Annotated in this window: 25 protein-coding genes; 6 read left to right on the top strand and 19 right to left on the bottom strand. The window is 67.9% G+C overall.

Annotated features, from left to right (window positions below):
- Nucleotides 1-3: 3 nt before the first annotated feature.
- The 15 genes from DEJ13_RS17900 to DEJ13_RS17830 form a co-directional block, all read right to left on the bottom strand.
- On the bottom strand, nt 4-138 hold the full coding sequence (locus tag DEJ13_RS17900; RefSeq protein WP_258374166.1) for a hypothetical protein: 135 nt from the start codon (nt 136-138) through the stop codon (nt 4-6).
- Nucleotides 135-359 carry a hypothetical protein gene (locus DEJ13_RS17895; RefSeq protein WP_111107735.1) on the bottom strand — a complete coding sequence of 75 codons (225 nt, stop codon included), beginning with the start codon at nt 357-359 and terminating at the stop codon, nt 135-137. Before DEJ13_RS17895 ends, DEJ13_RS17900 begins: the two co-directional genes overlap by 4 nt.
- 4 nt (nt 360-363) lie before the next feature.
- On the bottom strand, nt 364-1,461 hold the full coding sequence (locus tag DEJ13_RS17890) for a hypothetical protein (RefSeq protein ID WP_111107736.1): 1,098 nt from the start codon (nt 1,459-1,461) through the stop codon (nt 364-366).
- On the bottom strand, nt 1,458-2,012 hold the full coding sequence (locus tag DEJ13_RS17885) for a hypothetical protein (protein ID WP_111107737.1): 555 nt from the start codon (nt 2,010-2,012) through the stop codon (nt 1,458-1,460). The genes DEJ13_RS17890 and DEJ13_RS17885 overlap by 4 nt, the downstream gene beginning before the upstream one ends.
- Complete coding sequence (locus tag DEJ13_RS17880) at nt 2,009-3,592, bottom strand: putative type IV secretion/conjugal transfer ATPase (protein WP_111107738.1); 1,584 nt, start codon at nt 3,590-3,592, stop codon at nt 2,009-2,011. The genes DEJ13_RS17885 and DEJ13_RS17880 overlap by 4 nt, the downstream gene beginning before the upstream one ends.
- Nucleotides 3,589-3,804, bottom strand: a complete 216-nt coding sequence (locus tag DEJ13_RS17875) for a hypothetical protein (RefSeq protein ID WP_111107739.1) — start codon at nt 3,802-3,804, stop codon at nt 3,589-3,591. Before DEJ13_RS17875 ends, DEJ13_RS17880 begins: the two co-directional genes overlap by 4 nt.
- Nucleotides 3,801-4,079, bottom strand: a complete 279-nt coding sequence (locus DEJ13_RS17870) for a hypothetical protein (protein WP_111107740.1) — start codon at nt 4,077-4,079, stop codon at nt 3,801-3,803. The genes DEJ13_RS17875 and DEJ13_RS17870 overlap by 4 nt, the downstream gene beginning before the upstream one ends.
- On the bottom strand, nt 4,076-5,692 hold the full coding sequence (locus tag DEJ13_RS17865; RefSeq protein ID WP_111107741.1) for a hypothetical protein: 1,617 nt from the start codon (nt 5,690-5,692) through the stop codon (nt 4,076-4,078). The genes DEJ13_RS17870 and DEJ13_RS17865 overlap by 4 nt, the downstream gene beginning before the upstream one ends.
- Nucleotides 5,693-5,717: 25 nt before the next feature.
- Entirely contained in the window at nt 5,718-7,124 is a 1,407-nt protein-coding gene (locus tag DEJ13_RS17860) for a TrbL/VirB6 family protein (RefSeq protein ID WP_111107742.1), read from the bottom strand.
- The gene (locus DEJ13_RS17855; protein ID WP_111107743.1) at nt 7,124-7,861 is read right to left on the bottom strand and encodes a hypothetical protein; all 738 of its coding nucleotides are present in this window, start codon (nt 7,859-7,861) and stop codon (nt 7,124-7,126) included. Before DEJ13_RS17855 ends, DEJ13_RS17860 begins: the two co-directional genes overlap by 1 nt.
- Nucleotides 7,861-8,211 (bottom strand): hypothetical protein, encoded by a 351-nt coding sequence (locus tag DEJ13_RS17850; RefSeq protein ID WP_146245302.1) that lies wholly within the window; start codon nt 8,209-8,211, stop codon nt 7,861-7,863. Before DEJ13_RS17850 ends, DEJ13_RS17855 begins: the two co-directional genes overlap by 1 nt.
- A 17-nt stretch (nt 8,212-8,228) precedes the next feature.
- On the bottom strand, nt 8,229-9,605 hold the full coding sequence (locus tag DEJ13_RS17845; RefSeq protein WP_111107745.1) for a MinD/ParA family ATP-binding protein: 1,377 nt from the start codon (nt 9,603-9,605) through the stop codon (nt 8,229-8,231).
- Nucleotides 9,606-9,758: 153 nt separating this feature from the next.
- Nucleotides 9,759-10,202: a hypothetical protein gene (locus tag DEJ13_RS17840; protein WP_111107746.1), complete on the bottom strand. Its 444-nt coding sequence runs from the start codon at nt 10,200-10,202 to the stop codon at nt 9,759-9,761.
- Nucleotides 10,199-11,278 (bottom strand): hypothetical protein, encoded by a 1,080-nt coding sequence (locus DEJ13_RS17835; protein ID WP_111107747.1) that lies wholly within the window; start codon nt 11,276-11,278, stop codon nt 10,199-10,201. Before DEJ13_RS17835 ends, DEJ13_RS17840 begins: the two co-directional genes overlap by 4 nt.
- Complete coding sequence (locus DEJ13_RS17830) at nt 11,275-11,778, bottom strand: hypothetical protein (protein ID WP_111107748.1); 504 nt, start codon at nt 11,776-11,778, stop codon at nt 11,275-11,277. The genes DEJ13_RS17835 and DEJ13_RS17830 overlap by 4 nt, the downstream gene beginning before the upstream one ends.
- Nucleotides 11,779-11,866: 88 nt before the next feature.
- Here DEJ13_RS17830 and DEJ13_RS17825 point away from each other — a divergent pair, with 88 nt between their 5' ends.
- The 4 genes from DEJ13_RS17825 to DEJ13_RS17810 all read left to right on the top strand — a co-directional run bounded on the left by DEJ13_RS17825 (nt 11,867) and on the right by DEJ13_RS17810 (nt 16,279).
- The gene (locus DEJ13_RS17825; protein WP_111107749.1) at nt 11,867-13,009 is read left to right on the top strand and encodes a geranylgeranyl reductase family protein; all 1,143 of its coding nucleotides are present in this window, start codon (nt 11,867-11,869) and stop codon (nt 13,007-13,009) included.
- 68 nt (nt 13,010-13,077) lie between these two features.
- Nucleotides 13,078-13,317, top strand: a complete 240-nt coding sequence (locus DEJ13_RS17820; RefSeq protein WP_146245303.1) for a hypothetical protein — start codon at nt 13,078-13,080, stop codon at nt 13,315-13,317.
- A gap of 211 nt (nt 13,318-13,528) precedes the next feature.
- Nucleotides 13,529-15,427 carry a bifunctional DNA primase/polymerase gene (locus DEJ13_RS17815; protein WP_111107751.1) on the top strand — a complete coding sequence of 633 codons (1,899 nt, stop codon included), beginning with the start codon at nt 13,529-13,531 and terminating at the stop codon, nt 15,425-15,427.
- 69 nt (nt 15,428-15,496) lie between these two features.
- Nucleotides 15,497-16,279, top strand: coding sequence for a ParA family protein (locus DEJ13_RS17810; RefSeq protein WP_254057561.1), 783 nt, complete (start codon nt 15,497-15,499; stop codon nt 16,277-16,279).
- 340 nt (nt 16,280-16,619) lie between these two features.
- Here DEJ13_RS17810 and DEJ13_RS17805 read toward each other — a convergent pair whose 3' ends face one another.
- A complete protein-coding gene (locus DEJ13_RS17805; protein WP_111107752.1) occupies nt 16,620-17,237 on the bottom strand; it encodes a recombinase family protein in 618 nt (205 codons plus the stop codon).
- A gap of 251 nt (nt 17,238-17,488) precedes the next feature.
- Here DEJ13_RS17805 and DEJ13_RS17800 point away from each other — a divergent pair, with 251 nt between their 5' ends.
- Nucleotides 17,489-18,256 carry a DUF6998 domain-containing protein gene (locus DEJ13_RS17800; RefSeq protein ID WP_111107753.1) on the top strand — a complete coding sequence of 256 codons (768 nt, stop codon included), beginning with the start codon at nt 17,489-17,491 and terminating at the stop codon, nt 18,254-18,256.
- A gap of 42 nt (nt 18,257-18,298) precedes the next feature.
- On the opposite strand, the gene DEJ13_RS17795 is transcribed toward DEJ13_RS17800, so the two are convergent.
- From DEJ13_RS17795 to DEJ13_RS17785, 3 genes are all read right to left on the bottom strand, one after another.
- Nucleotides 18,299-19,030 (bottom strand): GIY-YIG nuclease family protein, encoded by a 732-nt coding sequence (locus DEJ13_RS17795; RefSeq protein WP_181437109.1) that lies wholly within the window; start codon nt 19,028-19,030, stop codon nt 18,299-18,301.
- A 55-nt stretch (nt 19,031-19,085) separates the two neighbouring features.
- Nucleotides 19,086-20,180 (bottom strand): DNA cytosine methyltransferase, encoded by a 1,095-nt coding sequence (locus DEJ13_RS17790; protein WP_111107807.1) that lies wholly within the window; start codon nt 20,178-20,180, stop codon nt 19,086-19,088.
- A gap of 134 nt (nt 20,181-20,314) precedes the next feature.
- A complete protein-coding gene (locus DEJ13_RS17785) occupies nt 20,315-21,058 on the bottom strand; it encodes a restriction endonuclease (protein WP_146245304.1) in 744 nt (247 codons plus the stop codon).
- Between the two features lie 213 nt (nt 21,059-21,271).
- On the opposite strand from DEJ13_RS17785, the gene DEJ13_RS17780 reads away from it, so the two are divergent.
- A complete protein-coding gene (locus DEJ13_RS17780) occupies nt 21,272-21,871 on the top strand; it encodes a recombinase family protein (RefSeq protein ID WP_111107756.1) in 600 nt (199 codons plus the stop codon).
- Nucleotides 21,872-22,158: the final 287 nt, after the last annotated feature.

The raw sequence follows: 22,158 nt of genomic DNA, 5'->3' as shown, positions 1-22,158 counted from the left end.
ATCTCAGATGGGGTTGACGTTGATGGGGTTGCCGGAGGCTGCGGCGATGAACACGGTGACGATGACGGCGATCGCCGCCGTCCCGAGCAGTGCCCAGCCGACGGTGCGAGCGAGCTCGCCGCGTGATCGAGTGCTCATGCGGACCTCCTCGTGGCGTTGGTGGTGCGGGTGCGGTCGCTGACGAGCTGTTGGATGCGGGACAGCGACAGGCCCGACGCTTCTGCGGCGGCCTCGCGGCCGAGCGCGATCGCCGCGTCGGCGATCGCGTCGTCCCGGGCTTGTCGGGACTGGCGGTACGCCTCGACGGCTCGTCGTACCTGGTCGATGGGATCCGTGACCCGATCGCTGGTTGATGTCATCGGGTCACTTCTCCTTGCTGGTGGCGAGGGCGAGCGCGTCGGTCGTTCCGCCGAGGTCGATGTGCTGGTGCGAGCAGCCGTCCTCGAACTGGCGGATGTTCGACAGCGGTGTGTTCGGCCGGCACTGCACCTGCCCGGCCTGTGAGCCCTTGGGCAGGATCGTGTTGAGCCACTGCAGGAACTCGATGTCCGCCGGGCCGGAACCGAGCAGCACCTTCCCGCCGACGGCGTTGAAGTCCACCGCCACGGCGGGGTTCTTGCAGTGCAGGGACCCGGGGCAGTTCGTGCCGATGCCGACGCAGGGGCGGTTCATGTCGCTGATCTGGACGGACCCGTACTTGTTCAGCGCCGCGACGAGGATCTGCAGGATGCGGGTGTCGACCTGGCATCCGGGCTTGATCGTCCCGTCGACGATCGGGAGGATCTCCTGCTCAACCATCTGCGGGTGGTACGTGTCGGTGAAGGTGCCGTTCTTCCACGCGTTGGCGAGGGTGGCCGCGAGCTCCTTCTGATCGCCGGAGACGTCGCAGCCGGACGTGACGGCCTTGCCGGTGAGGGCCTTGATGACCTGCTGCGCCTGCGAGAAGAACGGCGCGTAGTGGTACGGGTCGGCGTTGCCCTGCACCTTGTGGGCGGCGAGGGTCGGCTCCATCGACTCCCACCCGTCGACCTTGAGCAGCCGCGTCAGGAACGCCTTCGCCGCGGTCGGGATGTCGAGACGCTGGTCCCGGGTTCCGTACGAGCTGCCCTGCTGCAGTACGCCGATCGTGGTGTTGTCGACCGCGTCGCCGTGGTTCGGGTTCGACAGGGAGGACTCACCCATCGCGGTCATCACGAGGATGGTGGTCGCCTGGTCGTTGACCTTCATCTCGTTCGCGACGGCGATCAGCTTGGCTGCGACACCGAGCTGGTCGTGTCCCCACTGTCCGACCTTGTCCGGGATGTCGCCGCTCACGGCCCCGGTGGCGCCGGCATCGGCGCCGCACACTGACGCCGCGGCGGGGGTGCCGGAGGACGCTGCGACGGCGAAGTAGATCCCGCCGACGATGACGACGATCGGTGCGAGGATCACCGCGACCGCCGCGACGATGCCGCCCTTCACTGGTCGCTCCCGGGCAGCTGCGCCGAAACCACCAGCCAACGGCCGTCCTGCTGCTGCAGGTTGACCGTGTACGTGCCGGCATCGGTGGGGACGGTGACGATCGCGGGGACGGGATCCTGGTCGCCGTCATCGTCGGCCGCTCCCGTGATCGGCGTTGCGGACACGCCTGCGGTCACCTCTGCGGGCCCGGTGACGCGGGTGCCAGGCACTCGGTCGCGGTTCGTGCCCTCGTACGCCGTCTTCGCCCGCTCCGTCAGGTAGCTGCCGTACTGCTGTTCCCACACGTCATCCGGCACGGTGTGGTCGGTGAACGCGGTGACGAAGCCGGTTGCTGTGGACGTCGGAGAGTCCGTCGGTGCCGCCTGCGTCGGCGTCGACGTCGCTGATGCCGAGGCGGACGGGACTGCGGTCGGCGCCGGGGCGCTGACTGGTGCCGGACCGCGCAGCGCGAAGTACGCCACCAGGCCGCCGGCGACGACGACCGCGACGATTGCGACCGCGACACCGGCCGCGACCCAAACAGGGACGCCGCGTTCCTGCCGGGCGCTCATGCGGCCACCAGCCCCTGCTCCTTGGACTGCTGCTCCGCGACCACGCCCATCGCGTAGTTGGTCTCGGTGATCTTCTTCTCCAAGCTCGAGCGGATGTGCGAGACGCGGGTCTCGGCGTCGATGCCGACCTTCTTGAAGTGGTGCCCCTGCGGGAGGGTCATCAGGTACTCCGAGGCCCCGGTGCGCAGGCCCGCGATGGACGCGGCCTGTTCGGCGTCGTCGGAGCGTGCCTGCCGGAACAGGTGCAGCGTCCCGGCTTCCTTGATGAACGAGATCGCGGGGTCGTCGGCGGGGATGTCGGCGACGTGGTGGATGTTCACCACGTTCGAGAGCCCCAGCGCACGGGACAGCTTCGAGTTGGACCGGATCACAGCACCCATCGGGCCGCCGACGAGGAACCAGCCCTCGTCGACGCAGAAGTTCGTCTGCTGCGACTCCTTCGACGTCCGGATCGCGCCGATCGTCCACGCGTTCGCGAGCATCATGCCGATGGATCGGGCGGGGCCGTCCTCGGGCAGCTGGCTGAAGTCGAAGAACGTCGCCTTCTTGTCCAGCGCCACGTTCGAGGAGGTGTCCCCGTCGAACAGGCCCGGCATCTCTTCCGGGATCCGCTCGAGGAGGATCCGCGCGCCGTAGCCGGCGAGCTCCTGGTGATCCTTGACCGCCGAGCTCAGACCCCTGTACTCGGGGACGTCCATGTCGCCGAGGTACTCGAGCACGTCGAGGATGTTCGCGGCGCGGCCCTTGTCCTTCGCCGCCTGCAGAGCGTGCAGGACGGCGACGCGGATGGCCTTCTTCTCAAACCGGTCCAGCTCGACGTTGTCGTTGAGGACCGCGGCGGCCTGCTGCACCATCTGGACCATGCCGGTCGGGCCCGGCACGAGCTGCGTCTGCAGCAGCCGCGGGTCGAGGAGGTTCAGCGTCACTCCCTCGCGCGCCGCCGACGTCGTGGTGTCGGCGATGATGAACCGGATCGGGTCGACCCCGATCGCGGCCGCGACCGGGGTGTACTCGCCGAACTTCGAGTCGCCGGTGAACGGCTTGATGTCGATGACGACGACCCGCCGCCCCTTCAGCACCAGGGGCCGGAGCACGTAGTCGCACTTCATCAGCGTCGACTTACCCACCCCGACGTCACCGATCGTGCAGACGTTCGCGGAGGTGACCTTCCCGGCGCGGAACGCCGCGAACTGGTCGTTCGTCGCCGGCGTCGACGACAGCGTCTCGATCCCCGACAGCAGCCCTTGGAACTCCATCGGTGACGCGATCGGAGCCGGGTTGAGGATCTCCACCTGCCGAGTCGTCGACGGTGCGCCGGCGACGACGGGTCCGTAGTACCCGATCCGGGTCAGCAGCTTCCGCCGCTTCGGCTGGTAGCCGCCCTCTGCCGCCACCGGGAAGCCGTTCGCGTCGTGGCCTGGCGCGAGCTCATCGGTGACATCCTCGACGGGTTCGGGCACGGAGCGGAGGGTGCGCTTCATCCGCTGCTTCGCGGACAGTGCGCCAGCACGCCGGGAGCGACGGGTCCCTTCGAACGGCTCATCGGTCGTCTTGGGCTCGGTGTTCGTCGTGGTGCTCATCGGGTGGGTCCTGTTCGTTCGAGGGTGTCGTGCACTTCGATCACGTCGTCAGCGGGGATGTGGATGCTGTCGCGGAGCCGCCACCCCTCCTTCGCCCAGAGGTTGAGGTCGAGCACTCGCGACCGGAGCTGCCGTGAGCGGCGGAGCTGCTCGTCTTCACCGGCGGGGAGGATCGTGGTGACGGTCGTGTAGATGTCGTCGCGGCCGGTCATGCGTCGGCCTGCTGTGCTGCTGCCTGCTGGTCGATGCTCCGGAGCCGCCGCGTCACCGACCACACCGACAGGACCGCCACGGCGACGAGCAAGAGGCCGGCGACGGGGCCGATGATGCCGCCCACCACCAGTGCGGCGATCGCGGCGACGGCGAGGACGATGCCGGTCCGAGCGCGGCGGCGGTTCCGGGTCCGCCAGCCGACTGCGATGTAACCGATTCCGACGATCAGCAACCCCTGCACGCTGACGAACATCGTCCAGTCGAGGCCGGTCACAGCGATTCCTTCGCTTCCTTGCCCGCTGCGAGCTTCTCGACGCGTGTGCCGATCGATCCGTTCGTCGGGGCGATCCCTCGGCCGACCGGCCACGTGTAGGCGGCGGCGGTCTGCTGGTGGGGGTCCAGCCAGGTGAGCTTGCTGATGCCGGCGTTCGATGCAGCGGCCGTGATCTCTTCGACGGCGTCGGAGAGCTCCCGCTTGCTGCCGGCGGTGACGGTGATGTAGCCGACCCAGTTCGCGCCGGTGTGTCCGGTGCCGGGTGTGAGGTCGGCGATGCGACGCTTCGCCGCCTCCTGCTCGACGTTCAGCGTTGCGTCCTCGATGCCGCCGCCGCGAGCCCGCCGGTTCGCGTCGGCAATGTCGGACACCCGGTCCTTCTCCGCGAGGAACAGCGCGTGGTCCTGCGGGGTCAGCTCGAGGTGGAAGCTGATCGTGCGGACGACCTGGTGCCGCATCTCGCCGAGCATCGGCGCCATCCACAGGGACGTACGATGCGAGATCTTCACGTCCTTCGCGGTGACCCGGCAGGTGCGCGAGAGCGACTGCGAGAGCCTCCCGTCAGGTGCGCCGACGTACGTCATGTACGACCAGTCCTCTTGCGAGGGCAGCCATGCCCGGTCGGGGGTGATGTCGCCGGCCTGGTCCATCGGGAAGCCGGGGTGCTGCAGGTGCCGGAGCACGGCGGCGGTCTGTCGGGCGGTCAGCGGTCGGACGTTCCGGAACCGGGCCGCCTCGAACGCTGCCTGCACTGAGCGGATCTCCCGGTCCATCACCGTCAGCCAGCCGTCGATGCCCTCGCCAGCACGCTCCGCGCGGGCGACGAACCGGTCGGTGACGGGCCAGCAGACGACGAACATCGGACGGTTGACCAGCTGCGCTGCGGAGATGTCGTCGACGACCTCGCGGTAGGACTCGTGGATCTTGTCGGGGATCGTGTCGTCGCCGTTCTCAGCCAGCCACGCCTCGTGTGGGGCCGGGTCCGAGGGCAGGATGCGGGAGATCGTCTGCACACGGTTCGGCAGGGTGAGTGCGTCGCCGAACTGCGCGAGAACCTGCTCGTACCCGGCGGCGGACGCGTCGAACACCGCGTCCGACTCGATGCCTTCGACCTGCCCGGTGGTGCTGAACACCACGGCGAGGTACTCCTGCCCGAACGACGGTCGGTGCCACTGGATCCCGGGGGTGCGATTCCGCTCGCGGAGCCAGAGCATGCCCTCGACGCCGTCGGGCGTGAGGCGCATTGCGTGCATCTGCCGCTCCGCCTCCTTCCGGGCAGCGCGACCGTCGGCGTTCGCCCATGCGTCGGTCAGGGCGTCCCACCCGTCCTTGTCGTACGGGACGAAGGTGGTCAGACCGCGCTTGTCCCGGTTCCGGAACGATCGCCGGTCGATCTGCCGCGTGAGGACGGTGTTATTGGCGGTGTCGATCGTGACGAACCAGCCGATCAGCGGCAGCACCACCAGCACGACGAGGCCGACGATCTGCCAGATCGCGGCCGCGACGAACCCGACGACGAGCGCGATCGACAGCGTCCAGATGCGGACCTTCGAGATCCGTCCGCCGAAGAGTCCACGGTGGGCCAGATCCCCACCGATGAGTGATGTGCGCATGAGCGTCGTTCCTTCCGGGTCCGGCTCAGTCGTGGGTGCCGGCGTCGCCGGCCTGTTCAGCGGCCTGGTGGCCTGCACGCACCGCGGTGGCGGCGGCCTTCAGCGCGGCGTTGGCGAGGACGGCGGCGACCGCGACAGGAGCGCCGACGCCGGACGCCGCAGTGCCAGCGGTCGCGGTCTTGCTCGCCGCGGACGTGGCGCCCTGCTGGGCAGCGGCCTGGGCGCTCTTCCGACCGCCGGCCTGCGCTGCCTGGTTCGCGGCGCTGCCGGTGGTTCCGGTGTTCGACGCGTTGATCGTCGTCGAACCTCCTCCGCCACCACCGGACTGCACCGGTTGCGTGGACGGCGTCCACCCAGATCCCGACTGGTTGCCGTTGCCGGCGGCCTGGTTCGGGTTCTGCGGCCCGGAGGACCCTCCGCGGCCGCCGTTGCCGGTGGGGATCTGCGGCGCACTGTTGGGACTGTTCAGTCCGCCGTCGCGGGCCTGACCGCCGCCGCCAAGCGGTGCGGACGCCGGTGATGCGATCTTCAGCAGCGCCATCGGGGCGAAGATGATCATGCAGATCAACACCGCCGGCAGCGCGAGGTTGACGAACGTCGCGAAGTCCCCTGCGTCGCCTTCCACGGCCTTCATCTGCAGGCCGCCGACCGCACGGAAGACGATCCCGACCAGCAGGATCAGCAACGCATGCGAGAAGCAGAGCGCGAGCCACACCGTCGGACCGATCTTCGCCAGGTGCCGCGTCTTCGGGTTCACCAGCCAGGCCAGGAACAGCGCCATCAGGGCGCCGGTGAGGTACATCGTCGCGAGCTGGATCAGCAGCACGAAGACGACGACGATCATCCCGATCAGCAGCGCCTCGAGGGTGATCTGCGAGATCAACGCGGTCCCCCAGAGCTCCTGGGCGTCCTTGGAAGCCGCGGCGTCGCCGAGGTGCTTGAAGTAGTCCTTCGTGGACGACCCGACCGCCCATGCGGCGATCGAGTCCTCGAGCTGGACGAACACCTTCCCGATGAGCTGCCCGACCAGCGGTCCGAACGCCCCGGCGACGACGAACCCGGGTAGCGCGACGAACAGCGATTCGGCGAGCTCCTTCCCGGAGTTCTTGCCCTTCTGGGTCTGCACGAACGACACCACCAGCAGCACCGCCGCCAGTAGGAACGCCATCCCGAACGACACTCGGTACGAGTCGATCCACCACTGCGCCGTGTAGTCGGGGTGCAGCGCGTCGATCATCGGCGGGATGAGCTTCGTCGACGTCGTGTAGACCGCCTGCTGCAGCAGCGAGGTGATGTACCCGGCGGGGTCCTTGACGAAGTCGACCGCCTTGACGACGTCGGTAGCCGTCTTCGCCGTCGACCCGACGATGCCCGAAACGATCCCCGACAGTCCGTTGGCGACCGTGGATCCTGCGTCCTGCCACCAAGCCATCAGCAGCCCTCCTTGAACGTGGTGCCGGACTGGGTCGCGTTGACGCGCCAGTCGCCGTCACCGGACGCCCCGGACACCACCCATCCGCCATCGGTCGCGGTGAGGACGAACTCCCCGCCGGTGTAGTTGACCTTCCCGTCGCGCACGTCGGGCTTGCCGTCCGTCGTCGTCGCAGCGGCGATGTCGATCGTCACCGTGTGCGAGGTGAGCTTCACGACCTTGAACGCGCCCTTCGACAGGTCAGCGGTGTGCTTCTGCGCGTCGGCGTACGGAGTGCCCTCCTGAACCTGCGTCTTCAGCAGGTCGTGAGCGGTGCCGGTCGTGGCGATGTTCACCACCTGGTCGATGCCAGACCGCCACTCCGGATCCGCCGCGGAGGTCACCTGCAAGAACCCGCCGAGGAACTCGGCAGCGCCCTCTACGGTGAAATCCTTCGTGCGGCGCAGCTGCAGCAGGTCCTCACCGGTGATCCCAGTCCCTGCGACGCAGCCGGACACGGTGCGCCGCTCTGAGTCGCCGAGGCTGTCGATCGTCGGTGCCGACCCGGGCGTTGCCTCCGCTGCAGTCGAGGTCGACGAGGCAGCCTGCGGGGTGCTCTGACGGGGGATGACCGCCACGACGACCAGCAGCACCAGGGACGCGACGATCAACGCGGCGATGACGATCAGGACCAGCTTGGGGACGCTGACCCGCTTCTTCGTCTGGACGGCACGATCGCGCTGCTCGGGGCCACTCATTAGGCGCCTCGCTGAGCAGCGGTCGTGATCGCGAGGAAGAGCGTCGGGGTGAGGATCACGCAGGCGATCGCGATGCCGGTTCCGAGCATGGTGTTGCGGGCGTGCTCAGCGTCGTTGGGCTTCTTCGCGTCCAGCGCCTTCCTGAGGCCGAACACGGCACGGATGAAGAAGAACGCCAGCGCGATCAGTGCCAGGCCGAGCGCGCCACCGAGGGCGGGCACCCAGACCCGATTGAAGCCGTCGCCGAGCCAATCGAAGTTCGGCGTCACACCGTCGAACGGGTTGTCACCTGCGGCAACGACCACGGCTGCGGTGTTCACGATGAGCGCGGGAATGGGAAGAAGAGACATGGTGGGACCTTTCGTGGTTAGGCCGACGCGCGGCCGGTGTCGCTGTGCTCAGAGGAAGACGAGGGGCGGCTACGCAGCTGCTCCGGGAGGTCCTCCGCGGGCTCGTCGTATCCGGATGCACGACGGGCGCGGCCGTAGAAGCGCTGCAGGTTGACCGGTGCGTCGAGGCGGTGGCGGCAGAACGCGCAGAACGTCGCGAGCGGCGTCTCGTGCGCGCACTCGGGGCACCGCACCCACCCCTCCTGCGGCGCGGCCTCGACCGCCGGCACGACCGGGGCCTGAACCGCAGCGGAGGCCGACACCGGCGCGGGAGCCTCATCGACGGGTTCCGCGTCGGGATCCTCGTCATCCGACGGCAGCGGTGCGGCCGAGACGGTCTCGCCAGGCTCCTGACGGGCCGGGGTCGTGCTGGGCTGCTCGCCGCGCACGACGCGGACGATCTCGGCTGCCGCGAACGTGAACGCGTCCTGAGTCCCCTTGGACACCTTCGCCCACGTGATGTCGCGACGCTCGGCGATGTGCGCGTCGAACGGGATGTCGAACTGCCGGGCGCCGCCGCGTTCCTCGAGGTAGCGCACGACGTCGTCGCGGTCGTCGGTGTTCTCCGGGCGACCATCGGTCATCCGCAGGATCACTGCGTTACGGGCGAGCTCCGCGGCATGACCGCCAGCAGCGATCAGCCCGTCGAGCATCTCGATCGCCTTGAGCCCCGAGTCGCGGGCCATCATCACCGGCACCACGAGCACGTCGGCGACGTCGATCGCGCCGAGGAACGGCCCGGTCGTCACCACGTTGCCCGAGTCCATGAACCGGAACCGGTAGTACTCGTCGATGACGCGCGAGACCGTCACGACGTCGTTCGCGGTCAGGGCCGGCCGGGACTCCCCCGGCCTCGACCCGAACACGTCGACGAACGAGGACTGCTGCACGGCGTAGCCGGCGAGCTGCCCCGACGAGCGGATCTGGTCGATGTCCCGCACCAGGTCGCCGAGGTCGAGCTGCGGCGTCCCCTCGGCGCGCAGCGCGAGGGTGCCGGCGTCGTCGGCGACCTCGAGCGCGCAGATGCCGTTGCCCTTCACCGCCGCAAACGCGGAGGCGAGGCCGAGCGTGGCCGGCGTCTTGCCCGAGGTGCCTTTCGGGTTGGCGATGAGGACGCCGACCGGGCGGGTGAACGCGCTGTGCAGGATGACCGCCCGTGCCACGTTCAGGGCGGCGGCCTGCTCGCGCGCCTGCCGTTCCACAGCGCTCGGCTGCAGCTTCAGCCCGAACTTGTTGAGCGCCCCCCGCAGACCGATCTGCGCTGCGGTGGGGCCGGCAGTATCGGCCTCCGGTGACCGGAAGAGCATCCCGGTCGAGGTTGGTGCTGAGTGGTCCGCGTTGTCGTGCTGGCCCATGAGGACTCCTCCAACTTAATAAGTTGTGAGCCCTCCAGCCGCGGGGACGAAAGACAACTACCCCCGTACAGGGGGCCCCTGTACGGGGGTAGCGTAACACTACGCACTTGGCGTTGCACTAGGCACTATGCGTATTGCTACGCATAATGCGTTTTACCTGTTTCGCTCGGCCTCGATCTCCTCGAGCAGTGCCGTCAGACGGCGCAGATGTTCCGGCGAGACGTCCTGTCCGAGGGTCCGTGCGGCATGCAGCTTCACCGGGCTGGTGCGCTCGGCGAGCGTGAAGCGCAGGGCCGCGTCGATCGTCTCGGTGAGCTCGCTCTCGGGACCGATGAGGTATGCCGGGTCGACCTCGAAGTACTGCGCGATCGCGGACAGCAGCAGCTTGTCGTCGACGAGGTACTTGTTCCCGGCGCGCATGTACTCCCACCGGGAGCGGGAGAGCTTGATGTAGCGCTCGGCGAGGTAGTCCCGGATCTTGGGGTACGTCACCGGCGCGCCGTCGGGGGCCATGATCGTGCGGCAGAGCAGGTCGAGCTTGCGCGCCAGGGCGGCGCGCTGCTCCTGCTGCTCGTCGGTGAGTTTGTCGTAGCTCATGCTGCTGACTCGATTCGGGTCGGGTCGGGTTGGTGTGCGGTGTTCGGTGTCGTGCTGAGCAGCGGAGAGACGATGCTCCCGGCCATCCCAGCGCTGGCAGCGCTCATCATCAGACGGATCAGGTGCCGCTCGTACCAGCGGGGCCGGAACTGTCGCAGCCTGATGTTGTCTTCGAGCTCAGCCCAACGTTGCCAGAGTGTCAGCTCCGCAACCTCTCCGCGACTCTTGAACGCGGCTTCGATGCGCTCAGAGCGCTTGTGGACGCTGTACTGGGGGTTCGCGTGCAGTGCACGCTCGCTGATCGGAATCGAGACCACGAGCAGCACCCGACGCCACGCCGGGACGAGGGCCGGGCGGGCGGCGGCGACGATGACGCCGATAGCGGTCACGCCGGCTTCGGTGACGACCGCGACCTCCCAGATGGGGTCGACGGTGCCGGTCATGAACAGCTGCGGGTTCCAGAACACCCGCAGCGCTGAGAGGGTCAGGCAGAACGTGGTCCAGGCGAGGTCGACGATCGCGGCAACGCCGATGAGGCCCACGCCCCAACGAGTCGTCCACTCGCCGTAGCCCGGGAGGCCCTTGAAGGCGACGGCGAGCACCTGCACGCCGTAGAGGCCGACGCAGAACGGCAGGATCGACGAGAAGATCTCGCGGAGGGGCTCACCCACGTACTGCCCGAGGAAGGGGTCGGACACCGACCAGTCGGCGGCGAAGAACAGCGCAGTCTGGGCAGCGATGACGAGCGCTGTGAACGCCCAGACCGCCGCCTCGAGCTGACGGACCTTGTTGCCGCGCATCGCTCGGATGACCATGACCTCGAGGCAGCCGAGGGCGATGACCACGGCCGATCGGTACAGCAGGTTCGTGAGGTTCTCGCCGCCGAGCTGCGCGTCGACGATGCGGTACACCCACGGCGCTTGCAGGCTGCATCCGATCGCCCAGAAGAAGACGCCGGTCGGCAGCATCGAGTTCTTCCCCCGGACGTTCGGGAACAGCATGGCAGCCGCTGCGGTCCAGACCGCGGCGACCGTGATGACGCCGAGGACGGTGATGAGGCCGTGTTCGCTGTTCATCCCTCGAACACCCGCCCGAACTGGAAGTCCTTGCCGCGGCGCTTCTCGTAGCGCAGCACACGGACGGCGAGCTCCGCGCCGACCATCTCGGCGAGACGCTCCTCGTCGGCGGAGAAGTCACTGTGCTGGAAGGTGAAGCTCAGCCGGCGTCCCAGCGGGATCGCCGAGCCGAGGAGGTCGATGACGCTTGGGTCGGCGCCGAGGTCCTTCTTCCCGCCGTGCGGCGAGACGAACATGTGTCCGTGCTCGTGCTGCAGGATGAAGTACTGCACGCCCGCCGGCCCCGGCGGCAGGTAGACCATGTCGACGTTCTGCTGGAGGTCGGATCCCCACACCCCGTGGATCTCCTTGCCCTCGAGGTTCGGGGTGACGTAGTACTCGAGGTCGCGGCCCGTGAGGTCCTGCAGGCGCTTCCGCAGGTCTGACATGGACAACGCATCGGGGACGCCTCGCTCGTTGAGCAGGTTGAGCGCGGTGCCACGGTTGACTTCGTCTGCCACAGGCACTGCCCTTTCTTCGACTCGCCGTGCTCGGATTCTTGCTACGCATCCAGCGTAGCTCGTCCGATCCCGGGTAGGCTCGTGCCTCATGCAGGACACAGACGCCAATCAGGTATGGGACGTCGTGGTCGTTGGAGCGGGCCCCGCTGGAGCCACCGCTGCACGCTACGCCGCTCTCGGTGGTGCGCGCGTGCTCCTGCTCGATAAGGCGACCTTCCCGCGGTACAAGACCTGCGGCGGCGGCATCATCGGCCAGTCGCGACACCGCATGAACGAGCACGCCCTCGCCACGATCGAGGCGGACGTACCCGAGGTCGGCTTCTCGCACCGCATGGGCCGCGTGACCCGCGTCCGTACTGGCGCACCGTTCGTTGCGATGGTCGACCGCGAGCGGTTCGACCAGGCGAACGTCGACGCCGCGAAGGAAGCCGGCGCCGAGTTCCGCGACGGAGCCAACGTGCGCTCCCTCACGGACGAGGACGGCCACACACGGCTCACGTTGAGCGACGGTGACGATCTCCTGGCGCGCGTCGTGATCGGCGCCGACGGCTCCGGCGGCCGCGTCGGTCGCCACGTCGGCGTCCGCATCGAGCGCGCAGACCTCGGCCTTGAGGTCGAGGTCCCCCGCCGCCCCGAAGACGCCACCACCGGCGTGCTCCTTGACTGGGGTCCTCGCCCCGGCACCTACGCATGGGTGTTTCCCAAGGAGAAGACCCTCACCGTCGGCGTCATCGAGCGCAAGGGCTACGGCGAGCAGACCCGCTCCTACCTGGACGCGTGGATCAAGCGGCTCGACCTGCACCCCACCGAGCAGGACCGCAGCAGCGGCCACCTGACCCAGTGGCGCGCGTCCGACTCCCCGCTCCGACGAGGCACCGTCGTCCTCGCCGGCGAAACCGCCGGGCTCCTCGAGCCGTGGACGCGCGAAGGAATCTCCTTCGCGCTCCGCTCCGGCGAGTGGGCAGGGATCGCGGCCGCCGCGCACACCAACGGCGACGCCGCAGCGCTCGACCGGTACGAGGCCCAGGTTCAGGCAGAGCTCGTGCCCGAGATCACCGTCGGCGAGAAGCTGCTGCGCATCTTCACCCGCTTCCCCGGCGCCTTCCACTTCCTGATCTCCAAGACCCCGATGGGCCGGAGCTACTTCGTCCGGTTCTGCCGCGGCGAGACCACGCTCGTCCGCGCGTTCCGTCGCCGGTGGGTGCAGATTGTCGCAGGGTGGCTCCAGTGAGCACCGGAATCCGACACGCCGCACCAGCGTCCCCGAATAGACCGCGGGTTAACACCACACTCGTGCCTATGACCGGATCCAATGCAGGTGTGAAGCGCAATCGCCTTCCCCGCGGCGTTGAGCCCGCGCGGATCCGCGACATCGCCCTTCACCCCGACACAGGCAAGGACTTCCAGGCCGCCGCCAAGGCGTCCGGCAACCTGAGCTTCTCGCTCTACCTCGAGCGGCTTCGTGCCCAGCTCGTCGCTGAGTACGGCGCTCTGCCTGTCCTGGACGAGACCCCGGAGGTCGCCCACACAGCCGCGTAAACGACAGAACCCCCGCCGAAGCGGGGGTCCGGGCCGAGGCCCTAAGTCAGTTTCACCACCTGCATCAGCCGCCAAGCACATCAGGTCGTGAGAGTTCCGAAGAAGAAGCCCGGTTGGAGCCGGGAGCCTTCGTCGTACCACCACTCCGAGGAGGGGAGGTGTCGCCATCGTAACGCACGTTGCTGCGTCCAGCACGTACGAATCTGCCCGCGTGTCCACTGTGGACAGCCCGTGGGAGCTCACGCGCGCGATCGCGCCCCGCCGGTACGTGAACCGCATGATCGCTGAGGCCGACGGTGTGATCCGGTCGAACAGCTACCCATCGAAGTACCCGGTGAACGGGAACCCGCCGGCGACGCCGTGGGCGATGGACCTGACGAGCCTGGACGGCCGGTTCTGGTTTGCAGCGTTCGACCTCGACGCGAAGACCGATGACGCGTTCGAGCAGGCATCCGACGACCTCGGCGTGCTTGTTCGGATCCTCCGTGACACCGGTCTCCCCCACGTGGTGTGCCGGTCCAGCCCCACCGGCGGCTTCCACGTGTGGGTCCCCCTCGCCGGCGTCGACAGGGCCACGATGGTGCAGCTCGCTGACGCCGCACGCACCGTCCTGCCGACCCTCGACCACGGGATGCTCTGCAACGACCGCACCGGCGCCGTCCGGCCGCCAGGAGCCCCGCACGCACGCGGTGGCGCCTCGACCGTCATGGCCGGCGCCGACGACGTCGATGTGCTCCGCACCCCGACCGTGACCGCCGGCGACCTGCTCCGCGTCACTGCTGCGTTCCGTGAGCTCCGTCCGACCGTCGACCCTGCGGACTCCTCCCCCACCGGCCCCGTCGACGCCCGCCACCGTGCGCACCGGACCCTCCCGGCGTGGGGTGAGGCGCACATGGCCACCGTCGCTGGCGGCCGCGACCCGTCCCGCACCGGCTACCTCTGCCTGCTCGCCGCCGCGGTGTCCGGGTGGACCCTCGCCGACGTCGAGCACGCCGCGAGGACCGCCCCCGGCATGGAGCACTACCGCACCCGCAACCGCCCCACCGGCGGCCGCGAACGCCGCACCGCGGCCGAGGCTGCCGCGCGCCTCGAGCGGCAGTGGGCGAAGGCGCAGGAGCGGGCCGTGCTGTACCGGTACGCGCCCGAGGAACGCGCCCAGCGCGACCTCACCGAGCTGACCGGCATCGTCGACGTCGTCGACGCCATGCTGCAGGCGTTCACCGCCTCCCCTGGCCGCTGGACCCGCTCCGAGGCAGACCTCCACGACAGCACCGTCCTGACCTACCTCGCCTGGCTGTCCTTGCGCACCGGCTCTCGCGACGTCGCAGCAGCCCTCCGGTCGGTGGCGATCGCCACCGGCATCCCGTCGAGCACCGTCGACCGCTCCCTCCGCCGCCTCCATGAGGCCGGCTGGATCACCCGGCGACGTCAGGCAGACGGCCCCAACGCGGCCGTCTGGCGGCTTACCGAGCGGTTTTCCACACCCGTTGAACACCTCGGGCCACTTCACGATGTGACCGCCCGCCCCCCGGCCGAGCTCTTCGACGTCAGGGCCGCCCTGATAGAGGCACTGGAGGACCGGATTACCGCAGGCCGGCATGACGTTTTCACGCGCGCAGGACTGGGCCCTACAGCTCGTGGGATGTACGAGAGCCTGACGAGCGCCGAGAACTCCGTCGAGAGTGTCGCTGGCCGCGCGGGACTCCCCCACGGCCGTGCACGTGCGGCCCTGGCGCGGCTCCGCAGGCACACACTCGCGATCGCGTCCCCTGCAGGCTGGCGTCGGCGGCTGCAGGACTTCCGCTCGCATGTGGCTCGGCGGCTCGGCGTCGCAGGCATCCTCGAACGACGCGCACAGCAGTACGTCGACGAGCGCGATTTATGGGCCTGGTGGCAAGACCACCTGGTTCGCAAGGCCGGGCGCCGCGGCCGTGACCGAGTTCCACCGACGCAGGCGGTTCTGTTTCGTTCTGAGGACGAGCGTGGCGGTCCCGAGGCGTACCCGACCTATCCATGCTCAAGCGACGGCCGAGGCGACCACCAAGAGGCAATGCGATTCGTTCGACGTGGTCTGCTGCAGGAGCTTCGGGATCTTGAGCTAGCAGCGTGACGTGCAAGCATTCATGCTTTCCTTCTTTCTTTCATGCAAGAATGCTTGACAGCCAGCATGCATGCCGTCATGCTTGATGACATGCAAACAGTCATGGTGTACAGCGAGTCGGGCGGGGTGTCGAAGACGACGACCGCCGTATCCATCGCTATGGTCGCTGCCGAGCGAGGCAAGCGCACCCTGTTGATCGATCTGGACCCTCGAGCGGCGTCGACGAAGTGGCTAGGGGTAGAGCCGACGGGTGACGGCTTGCACGTGGGGGCGATCCTTGGCAATGAGGAGCCCGAGGGGTGGGCAGAAGACCTCGCCGTCCCTGCGGCTTGGTCGAGCAATCTCCGAGTGTTGCCCTCGTCTCGAAACGTGTCGAACCGCGAGGCCGACCGCGCGGATCACGCGGAGCTCCGGCTCCGCACGTCGCTCGAGGGTGTGCAAGCGGACCTCGTGGTGATCGACTGCCCCAATCGTCAGGGGGGACCACTCACCTTGGCGGCACTGAACGCAGCGGACACCGTTGTCTACGCTGCGACTGCAACGAACGACGGCGTCGACGGCGTGAACGGCGCGCGCAAGACCGTGCAGCAGTTCCGACACAGCAGGGAGCGCATCGGTGCGCCTGTGGCGCTCGAGGAAGCAGGCATCGTCGTTGGGGTCGTACGCGAGACGATCATGTCGCGTCCTGCTGTCGCCAGCATCGATGAGCTCCGCGAGACCGGCATGCTGATCACACCTCTCGTTCCTGACCGAGCGATCGTGCAGGAAGTGCGACTGACGGGGGAGTGGTACGGCAACTACAGGAAGGGTGCCCCGGTGCTGGATGCCTATAGCGCAATCGTCGATCAGGTGATCCGATGAGCGACCAGAAGCCGGAGCGACCGGGGGACCTGCGGGCTCGTCGACGGCCTCAGGCGGCCGCTGACGAGAGGGTCGACCCCGTCGACTATCGCCAGCGGGACGAGGCGCCGACCCCTGCGCCCGTCGTTCCCAGTGCACCGGCGCAGCCAGCGCCGGCTCCTCGGCGTGGCCGTCCTCGACGCGAAGTTACCGTGCCGTTCAGCACACGACTTGCTCTCGACGTTCAGGACCTGATTGACGCAGCCGTGGACGGCGGCGAGGGCACGATCCGCAGCGTCGTGGAGGAAGCAATTCGGGCGAAGTACGGTGAGCAGTACGGCGCAGGCAGTGGGGGAGGCTCCTAGGCGTCGACGCGGGGGAGCGTGAGGTCGGGAGCGTCGGCGACCGGGGCTCGGTCGAGCGCCCGGTACACCGTCGCGCGTCCGATTCCGAATAGTTCGACGAGCTCGGCGATTGAGTGGTCGCCGGCGCGGTGTAGCGCGACGAGGTGACGCTCCTGCGCGGGGGAGAGCTTGGGCTTGCGCCCCTTGAGCTTCCCGCGGACCTTCGCTGTGGCCATGCCTTCCCGGGTGCGGGCCCGGATGAGATCGGACTCGAACTCAGCGACCATCCCAAGCACGTTGAACAGCAGTCGACCGACGGGGTCGGTGGGGTCGTAGATGGATCCGCCGAGGTTCAGCTTCACGCCGCGGCGCGTTAGCTCTTCCGCGATGTCTGTCGCGTCGCGGAGGGATCGCGCGAGCCGGTCGAGCTTCGTGACGACGAGGGTGTCTCCCGGCCGGCAGGCTGCCAGCGCCGACTTGAGCCCCGGTCGGTCGCGCTTGGTGCCGGTCATGCCCTTGTCGGTAAACACCCGTTCCGCCGGCACGCCGAGCGCTAGGAGAGCATCGGTCTGCGCCGTGAGGTCCTGGCCGTCGGTCGAGACTCGGGCGTAGCCGAGGGTCCATCCGGATTCCATGCGCCGAGTCTCGCATAGGGCACCGTCACCGGAACCTATTTCGGACTACCTATCTGAGACTGCTCGGGTGCGCGTGTTCTCAGGCTGTGAGCAGCTTCGCTCGGTGTCGTCCTTCTAGCAGCGCTCCGTGTCGTGATCACGTCCCGCGACGGTTCCCGGGATCTTCATGGGCCGCCTGGCCCGGAGATCTCGGGGAACATTTGTTGTGCCCCGAGCTCACTGCGTCAGGGTGAGGCGGTTACGGTTCGAACATGAGCGAGCAGCTGTCGGTTCCCGAACTCGCGGCACAGATCGGTGCTGACCCGAAGCAGATGCGTGGCTGGATGCGCGGCCAAGGCTGGCGGCACCCAAGCGAGACCGGACAGCCGTGGAGCCTCACCGGCGAACAGATCGCGATTCTGACCGCCCGATTCTCGAAGACTACTGGCGTCTCCACCGAGCCGGTTGTGGGCATGGAAGCGGTCTCAGCATCGTTGGCGGAGACAGAAGACCTGGATGGCATCAACGACGAGGACGGGACCCTGCTCGCGCGCCTGAGCGTCGGAGATCTGCTCGACACGTACACGAGTGTCCTCGTCGAACTTCGCACGCGACACCTCATACGAACGAACAACGCACCCATCGGAGACCTCGCCGAGTACTGCGCCGCGATCGTCTACGACGGGCTGCTCGCTCCGAACTCGGAGAAGTCCTACGACCTCACCGCTGTCGATGGGCGCAAGGTGCAGGTGAAGGTGCGACTGGTCCGACCCGGCATGGCAAGCGGTGCCGTGTTCTCGCCGATCCGATCGTTCGATTTCGATCTATGTGCCTTCCTCGTCATCGATAACGGGACTGGGGAGGTCGTCGCGGCACGTGAGTGGACGCCGGATGAGGTGCGCGAGCACGGGTCCTTCAAGAAACACACCAACGGCACGGTCGTCACCGTGTCTCAGGTGCGCTCGTCGAAGGCGCGCGGGCTCGACCGGACTGCGGACTTTGACGCGGCTTGGCGTGAGCTGCTCAGCCAGACTCGGTGAGCGTCGAAGAGACCGGCTTTCAGCCGTTGTGCGTGCAGACCGCTACGCGTCGGCGCTATCACCCTGGGGGTCGTCGTCGCCAAACTCAGCCATGACGCTGCCGACGAGCCCTTGCACGTCGATTGCTGTTGCCGACGGACGGGAACGGCCTTCCGCGTATGCGAGGCGGGCGGCGGCGAGGTCGGCGAGCCGGACGGCTTGGATGACAATCACGCGCCGTAGGCCGGATGACACCTCACCACGCTCGTGCGCGACCGCGGCGACTCGCGCAAGCGTCTCCGCGCGGCGGGCGATGCGCACGTCCGGGTGCTCACGGTCCTCGCGCATGTCGTCTGGAACAAGGGGGAACCGGTACGAGCGCGGCAGCTTGATCCGCGGAGAGACCGGCGGAATCTTCTCGTTCAAGATCGCGCGGTACTTCGACCTCTCGATCGCAGTGAGGTACACCGAGTATTCCAGCGCATCGATCACCGCTGTCTTCTCCGCCTTCGGCAGAGACCGGGCCTCCTCGGCGGGGTAGAGCTCCATTTCCGCGACCTCGAACGGGTCGAGGATGCGGTACGCGAGGGTGTCGGTGCGTTGGCCGCGGAGGTGCCGGCCGACTCTCGTGCCGAAGTCTTCCCACGTCTGACCAACGTAGATCGGCTCGCCATCGTAATCGTAGAACGCGTACACGCCGATGCACTTGTTGAGCTTCTTGCCGCTGGCCTCGTCGACGTTGGCCAGTGCGTCGGAGAGCAGCTGCCGGAACCGCTGCACGAACCTGGTCGGCATCGACCGCTTCGACGGCGGTTTGCCCTCCGCGTCGTTGTATGACGCGATACCGCGACTACCCACGGTGCGCCGTCGCTGGAGCCATGTCCTGAGCGGCGAGTTCACCGCGGACGAGTGGCATCAGGTAGTGCTCCGCGAGCCAGGAGACCGCGGGCACGGCAACTGCGTCACCGAACGCGAACAACGCCTGATTAGTGCGGGCACCAGAGAGGTTGTAGTCCCCAGCGCCCATGAGGCGTGCGTACTCGAGCGGGGTCATCCACCGCACCTGAAGCCGCTTGTTGCCGAGCTTGACCACGGCCTGCTTCGAGGACCCGCCCCGGGCGGTGCGGAGGCAACCGGAGATGTCATCAGGGCGGACCTCCCACACAGCGACGCCGTTGCGTGTGCGGCGGTACGCCGTCCGATACTTCACGCCTTGTCCGCGGCGCATGTCCGCGATCCGTTCGCGCTGCACCGGAGACAGTGACGCCACGAACGACTCCGTTCGCGCGGCGTCCCACCAGCGCTCATCGTTTGAGGGCATCGTCTCGACGTATTCTCCGAACCCGGACAGCAGCGGTGCCGGCGGTGCCGGCAGCGGTGCCCGATGTGTACGCAGGGTCGGGTCGCCGTAGACGGCCTGCAACCAGTCGGGGCGGAGTTCGCTGTTGGGCTCGGCAGTGTCTTCTGGTGGGTTCATTGCACCTACGAGGAACAGTCGCGGCCGCGACTGTGGGATGAAGCGTCGTGCGTCGAGCGCGAGCACGTCGACCGAGTAGCCGAGGTCGTTGAACGCGCGGATGGCTGCGGCGAGGTCGTCGCCACCGTGCGAGGTCGCCAGCCCGACCACATTTTCCAGCACGGCAACCTCGGGGCGGTCATCGCCGAGCTCGTCGAGGAGACGGATGTACTGCCAGAACGCGTTGGACTCCCCGGCACGAAGGCCGCCTCGGGAGCCGGCGAGTGACAGGTCTGTGCATGGCGATGAGCCCCAGGCGAGCTTCGCGTCTCTCGGTAGCTGATCCGCATCGACGGCGCCGACGTCACCGAGGGCGAAGCTGTGCCCGCCACCCTCGGGGTCGTTGAAGTGGCCGCGGTACAGGTCCCACTTGTCCGGCTCGTAGTCGTTCGCCCACGCCACACGGAAGCCGGCGCTTTCCAACCCCATCCGCGCCAACCCGATGCCGGCGAAGAACTCGAGAACCTTCGGTCGGGCGGAGGCGATGTCAACGACGGTAGGCACACTGAAACCCTAATCGGGAGCACCGTCGTTCACGCCAGAACGGCCCTCCCCGGGGGCAATTAGGCCGGCGAAGTTGGACCAGCATGAGGCGACACGACGCCGAGGGACGTGGCCCCCTGCTCTCGTGCCTGTACGAGACCTTCCATCTCTAGTGCCAATGCCGTCAGCGCTCGCTGCGCCGATGCGCACACGTTTTCCAAGCGCTCGTGCAGCGGTTGAGCCTCCTCGAGAGTGAGATCCGGCTTGGTAAGCCGCTCTGTCATCGTGGCCCGCCACTCGTCGTCGATTTCCAAGAACCTGAGCGCGGCTGTGTTACCGACGTCCGCCAGTTCGACGTACTCTGCGTCGAGGCCGTTTTGGGCCACGGACATGGCAACGTCGGACCCACGGTCGATCATCTCTCGGCCGCGCTCCGCTGCGTCTTGAAGCGCTTCCAGTGCTTCGACCAGCAGACTCGTCGAACCTGACAGGGCACCGCTTTCGAGAGACCGCGCCTGCTCGTTGATGGCCACAACATCTCCAGTCGTGGCGTAGCGAAAGAGCGCCACCTGCGAGGTCTCAGCGACGGCGATGGCCGCCGCCGAGTAACCCGAGCTCGAATAGAAGACCGCGTGGGGCACTCCGTGAGCAGCCCCTCGGAGCCTTTGTACGTCTGGTGACCCCACTGGTTGCGAGAGGTGCTTGACCTGCGCAACAGCGAGTCCTGCCCTGATGTCTATACCGCCGTCAGCACCACCAGTGGTGCGGCGCGCGTCAGAGAAGCCGATGGCTCGCATGTGTTCGCGAGCGAGTTCCTCGGCCATCTGCCAAGTGAAGATTTGCACGACGTGAACCTAACTCACGACGGCGGCACCTACTATCTCGCATCCCTAGGGTTGCGAGACGTCTCGTCGACGTCGTGATGGTGCTCGCGGGTGCCGCGGAAACTCCTGTGTCGGCGAGTCTCGTAACCTTGTGTCGCAAGTATGGGCCATGATCGCTGTCATGAAGTTTGGTTGCGAGACAGTGGCCGAGTCGTGGTGAAGCTGATCGGGTACGCGCGCGTGTCGACCCGGCAGCAGGACACTGACCGGCAAGAACAGGATCTGCTCGCCGCGGGCGTTCGCCGGGATGACCTGTACGTGGACCACGGTGTGTCCGGGGCTCGTGCGTCGCGCCCGGCGTTCGACCGGGCGCTCGACGCACTGCACGACGGTGACACATTGGTGGTCACCACACTCGACCGGCTGGGCAGGTCCACGATCGACATGCTCAGCTTCGCCGCGCAGCTTCGCGACCGGAACGCGGGGCTTCGCGTGCTGAACCTCGGTGGCGGCGACGTGGACACGGCAACGCCGATGGGGTCGATGGTGTTCTCCGTCATGGCGGCGCTCGCACAGATGGAACTCGAGATCAAGCGCGAACGGGTCCGCGACTCGGTCACCAAACGCCGCACCGCCGGGAAGGACCTCGGTGGCCGACGCGCAGTGTTCACCGACAGTCAGGTCCGTGCCGCTATCCGGCTCCTCGACGCCGGCGAGCCAGCGTCCCAGGTCGCCCGCGACCTCGGGATGTCCCGAGCGACCCTGTACCGCCGCATCAGGTTGCTTCAAGCAGGCGACACGAAGCGAAGCTAGAAAGACGACACCGAGCGACGCTGCTCACATCTCAGGCCTCGGCCTCGAGCCCCCGTCGTCTCGGTAAGCGACCGGCTATCGAGACGGCGATCGGCCGCGCGGCAGGGCGGCCGTTTAACATGAATAGGTGGGGGAGCGGGACGATCAGGCGCCGAGCGTGCTCTAGTTGGCGGGCGTGGTCGGAGCGCTCGTGCTGCTGCTGGGCGGCGTGGTCGCCGCAGTGGTCGCGGGAGCTGCACCTGACCGCTCCCGTCGAAGCCACGCGATGGCCTGACGTCGGCGGCAGC

This window comes from Curtobacterium sp. MCLR17_007 (assembly GCF_003234655.2).
Lineage (GTDB): Bacteria > Actinomycetota > Actinomycetes > Actinomycetales > Microbacteriaceae > Curtobacterium.
Note: the sequence above shows the minus strand (reverse complement) of the source record. Positions and strands in the feature narration are given on the sequence as shown.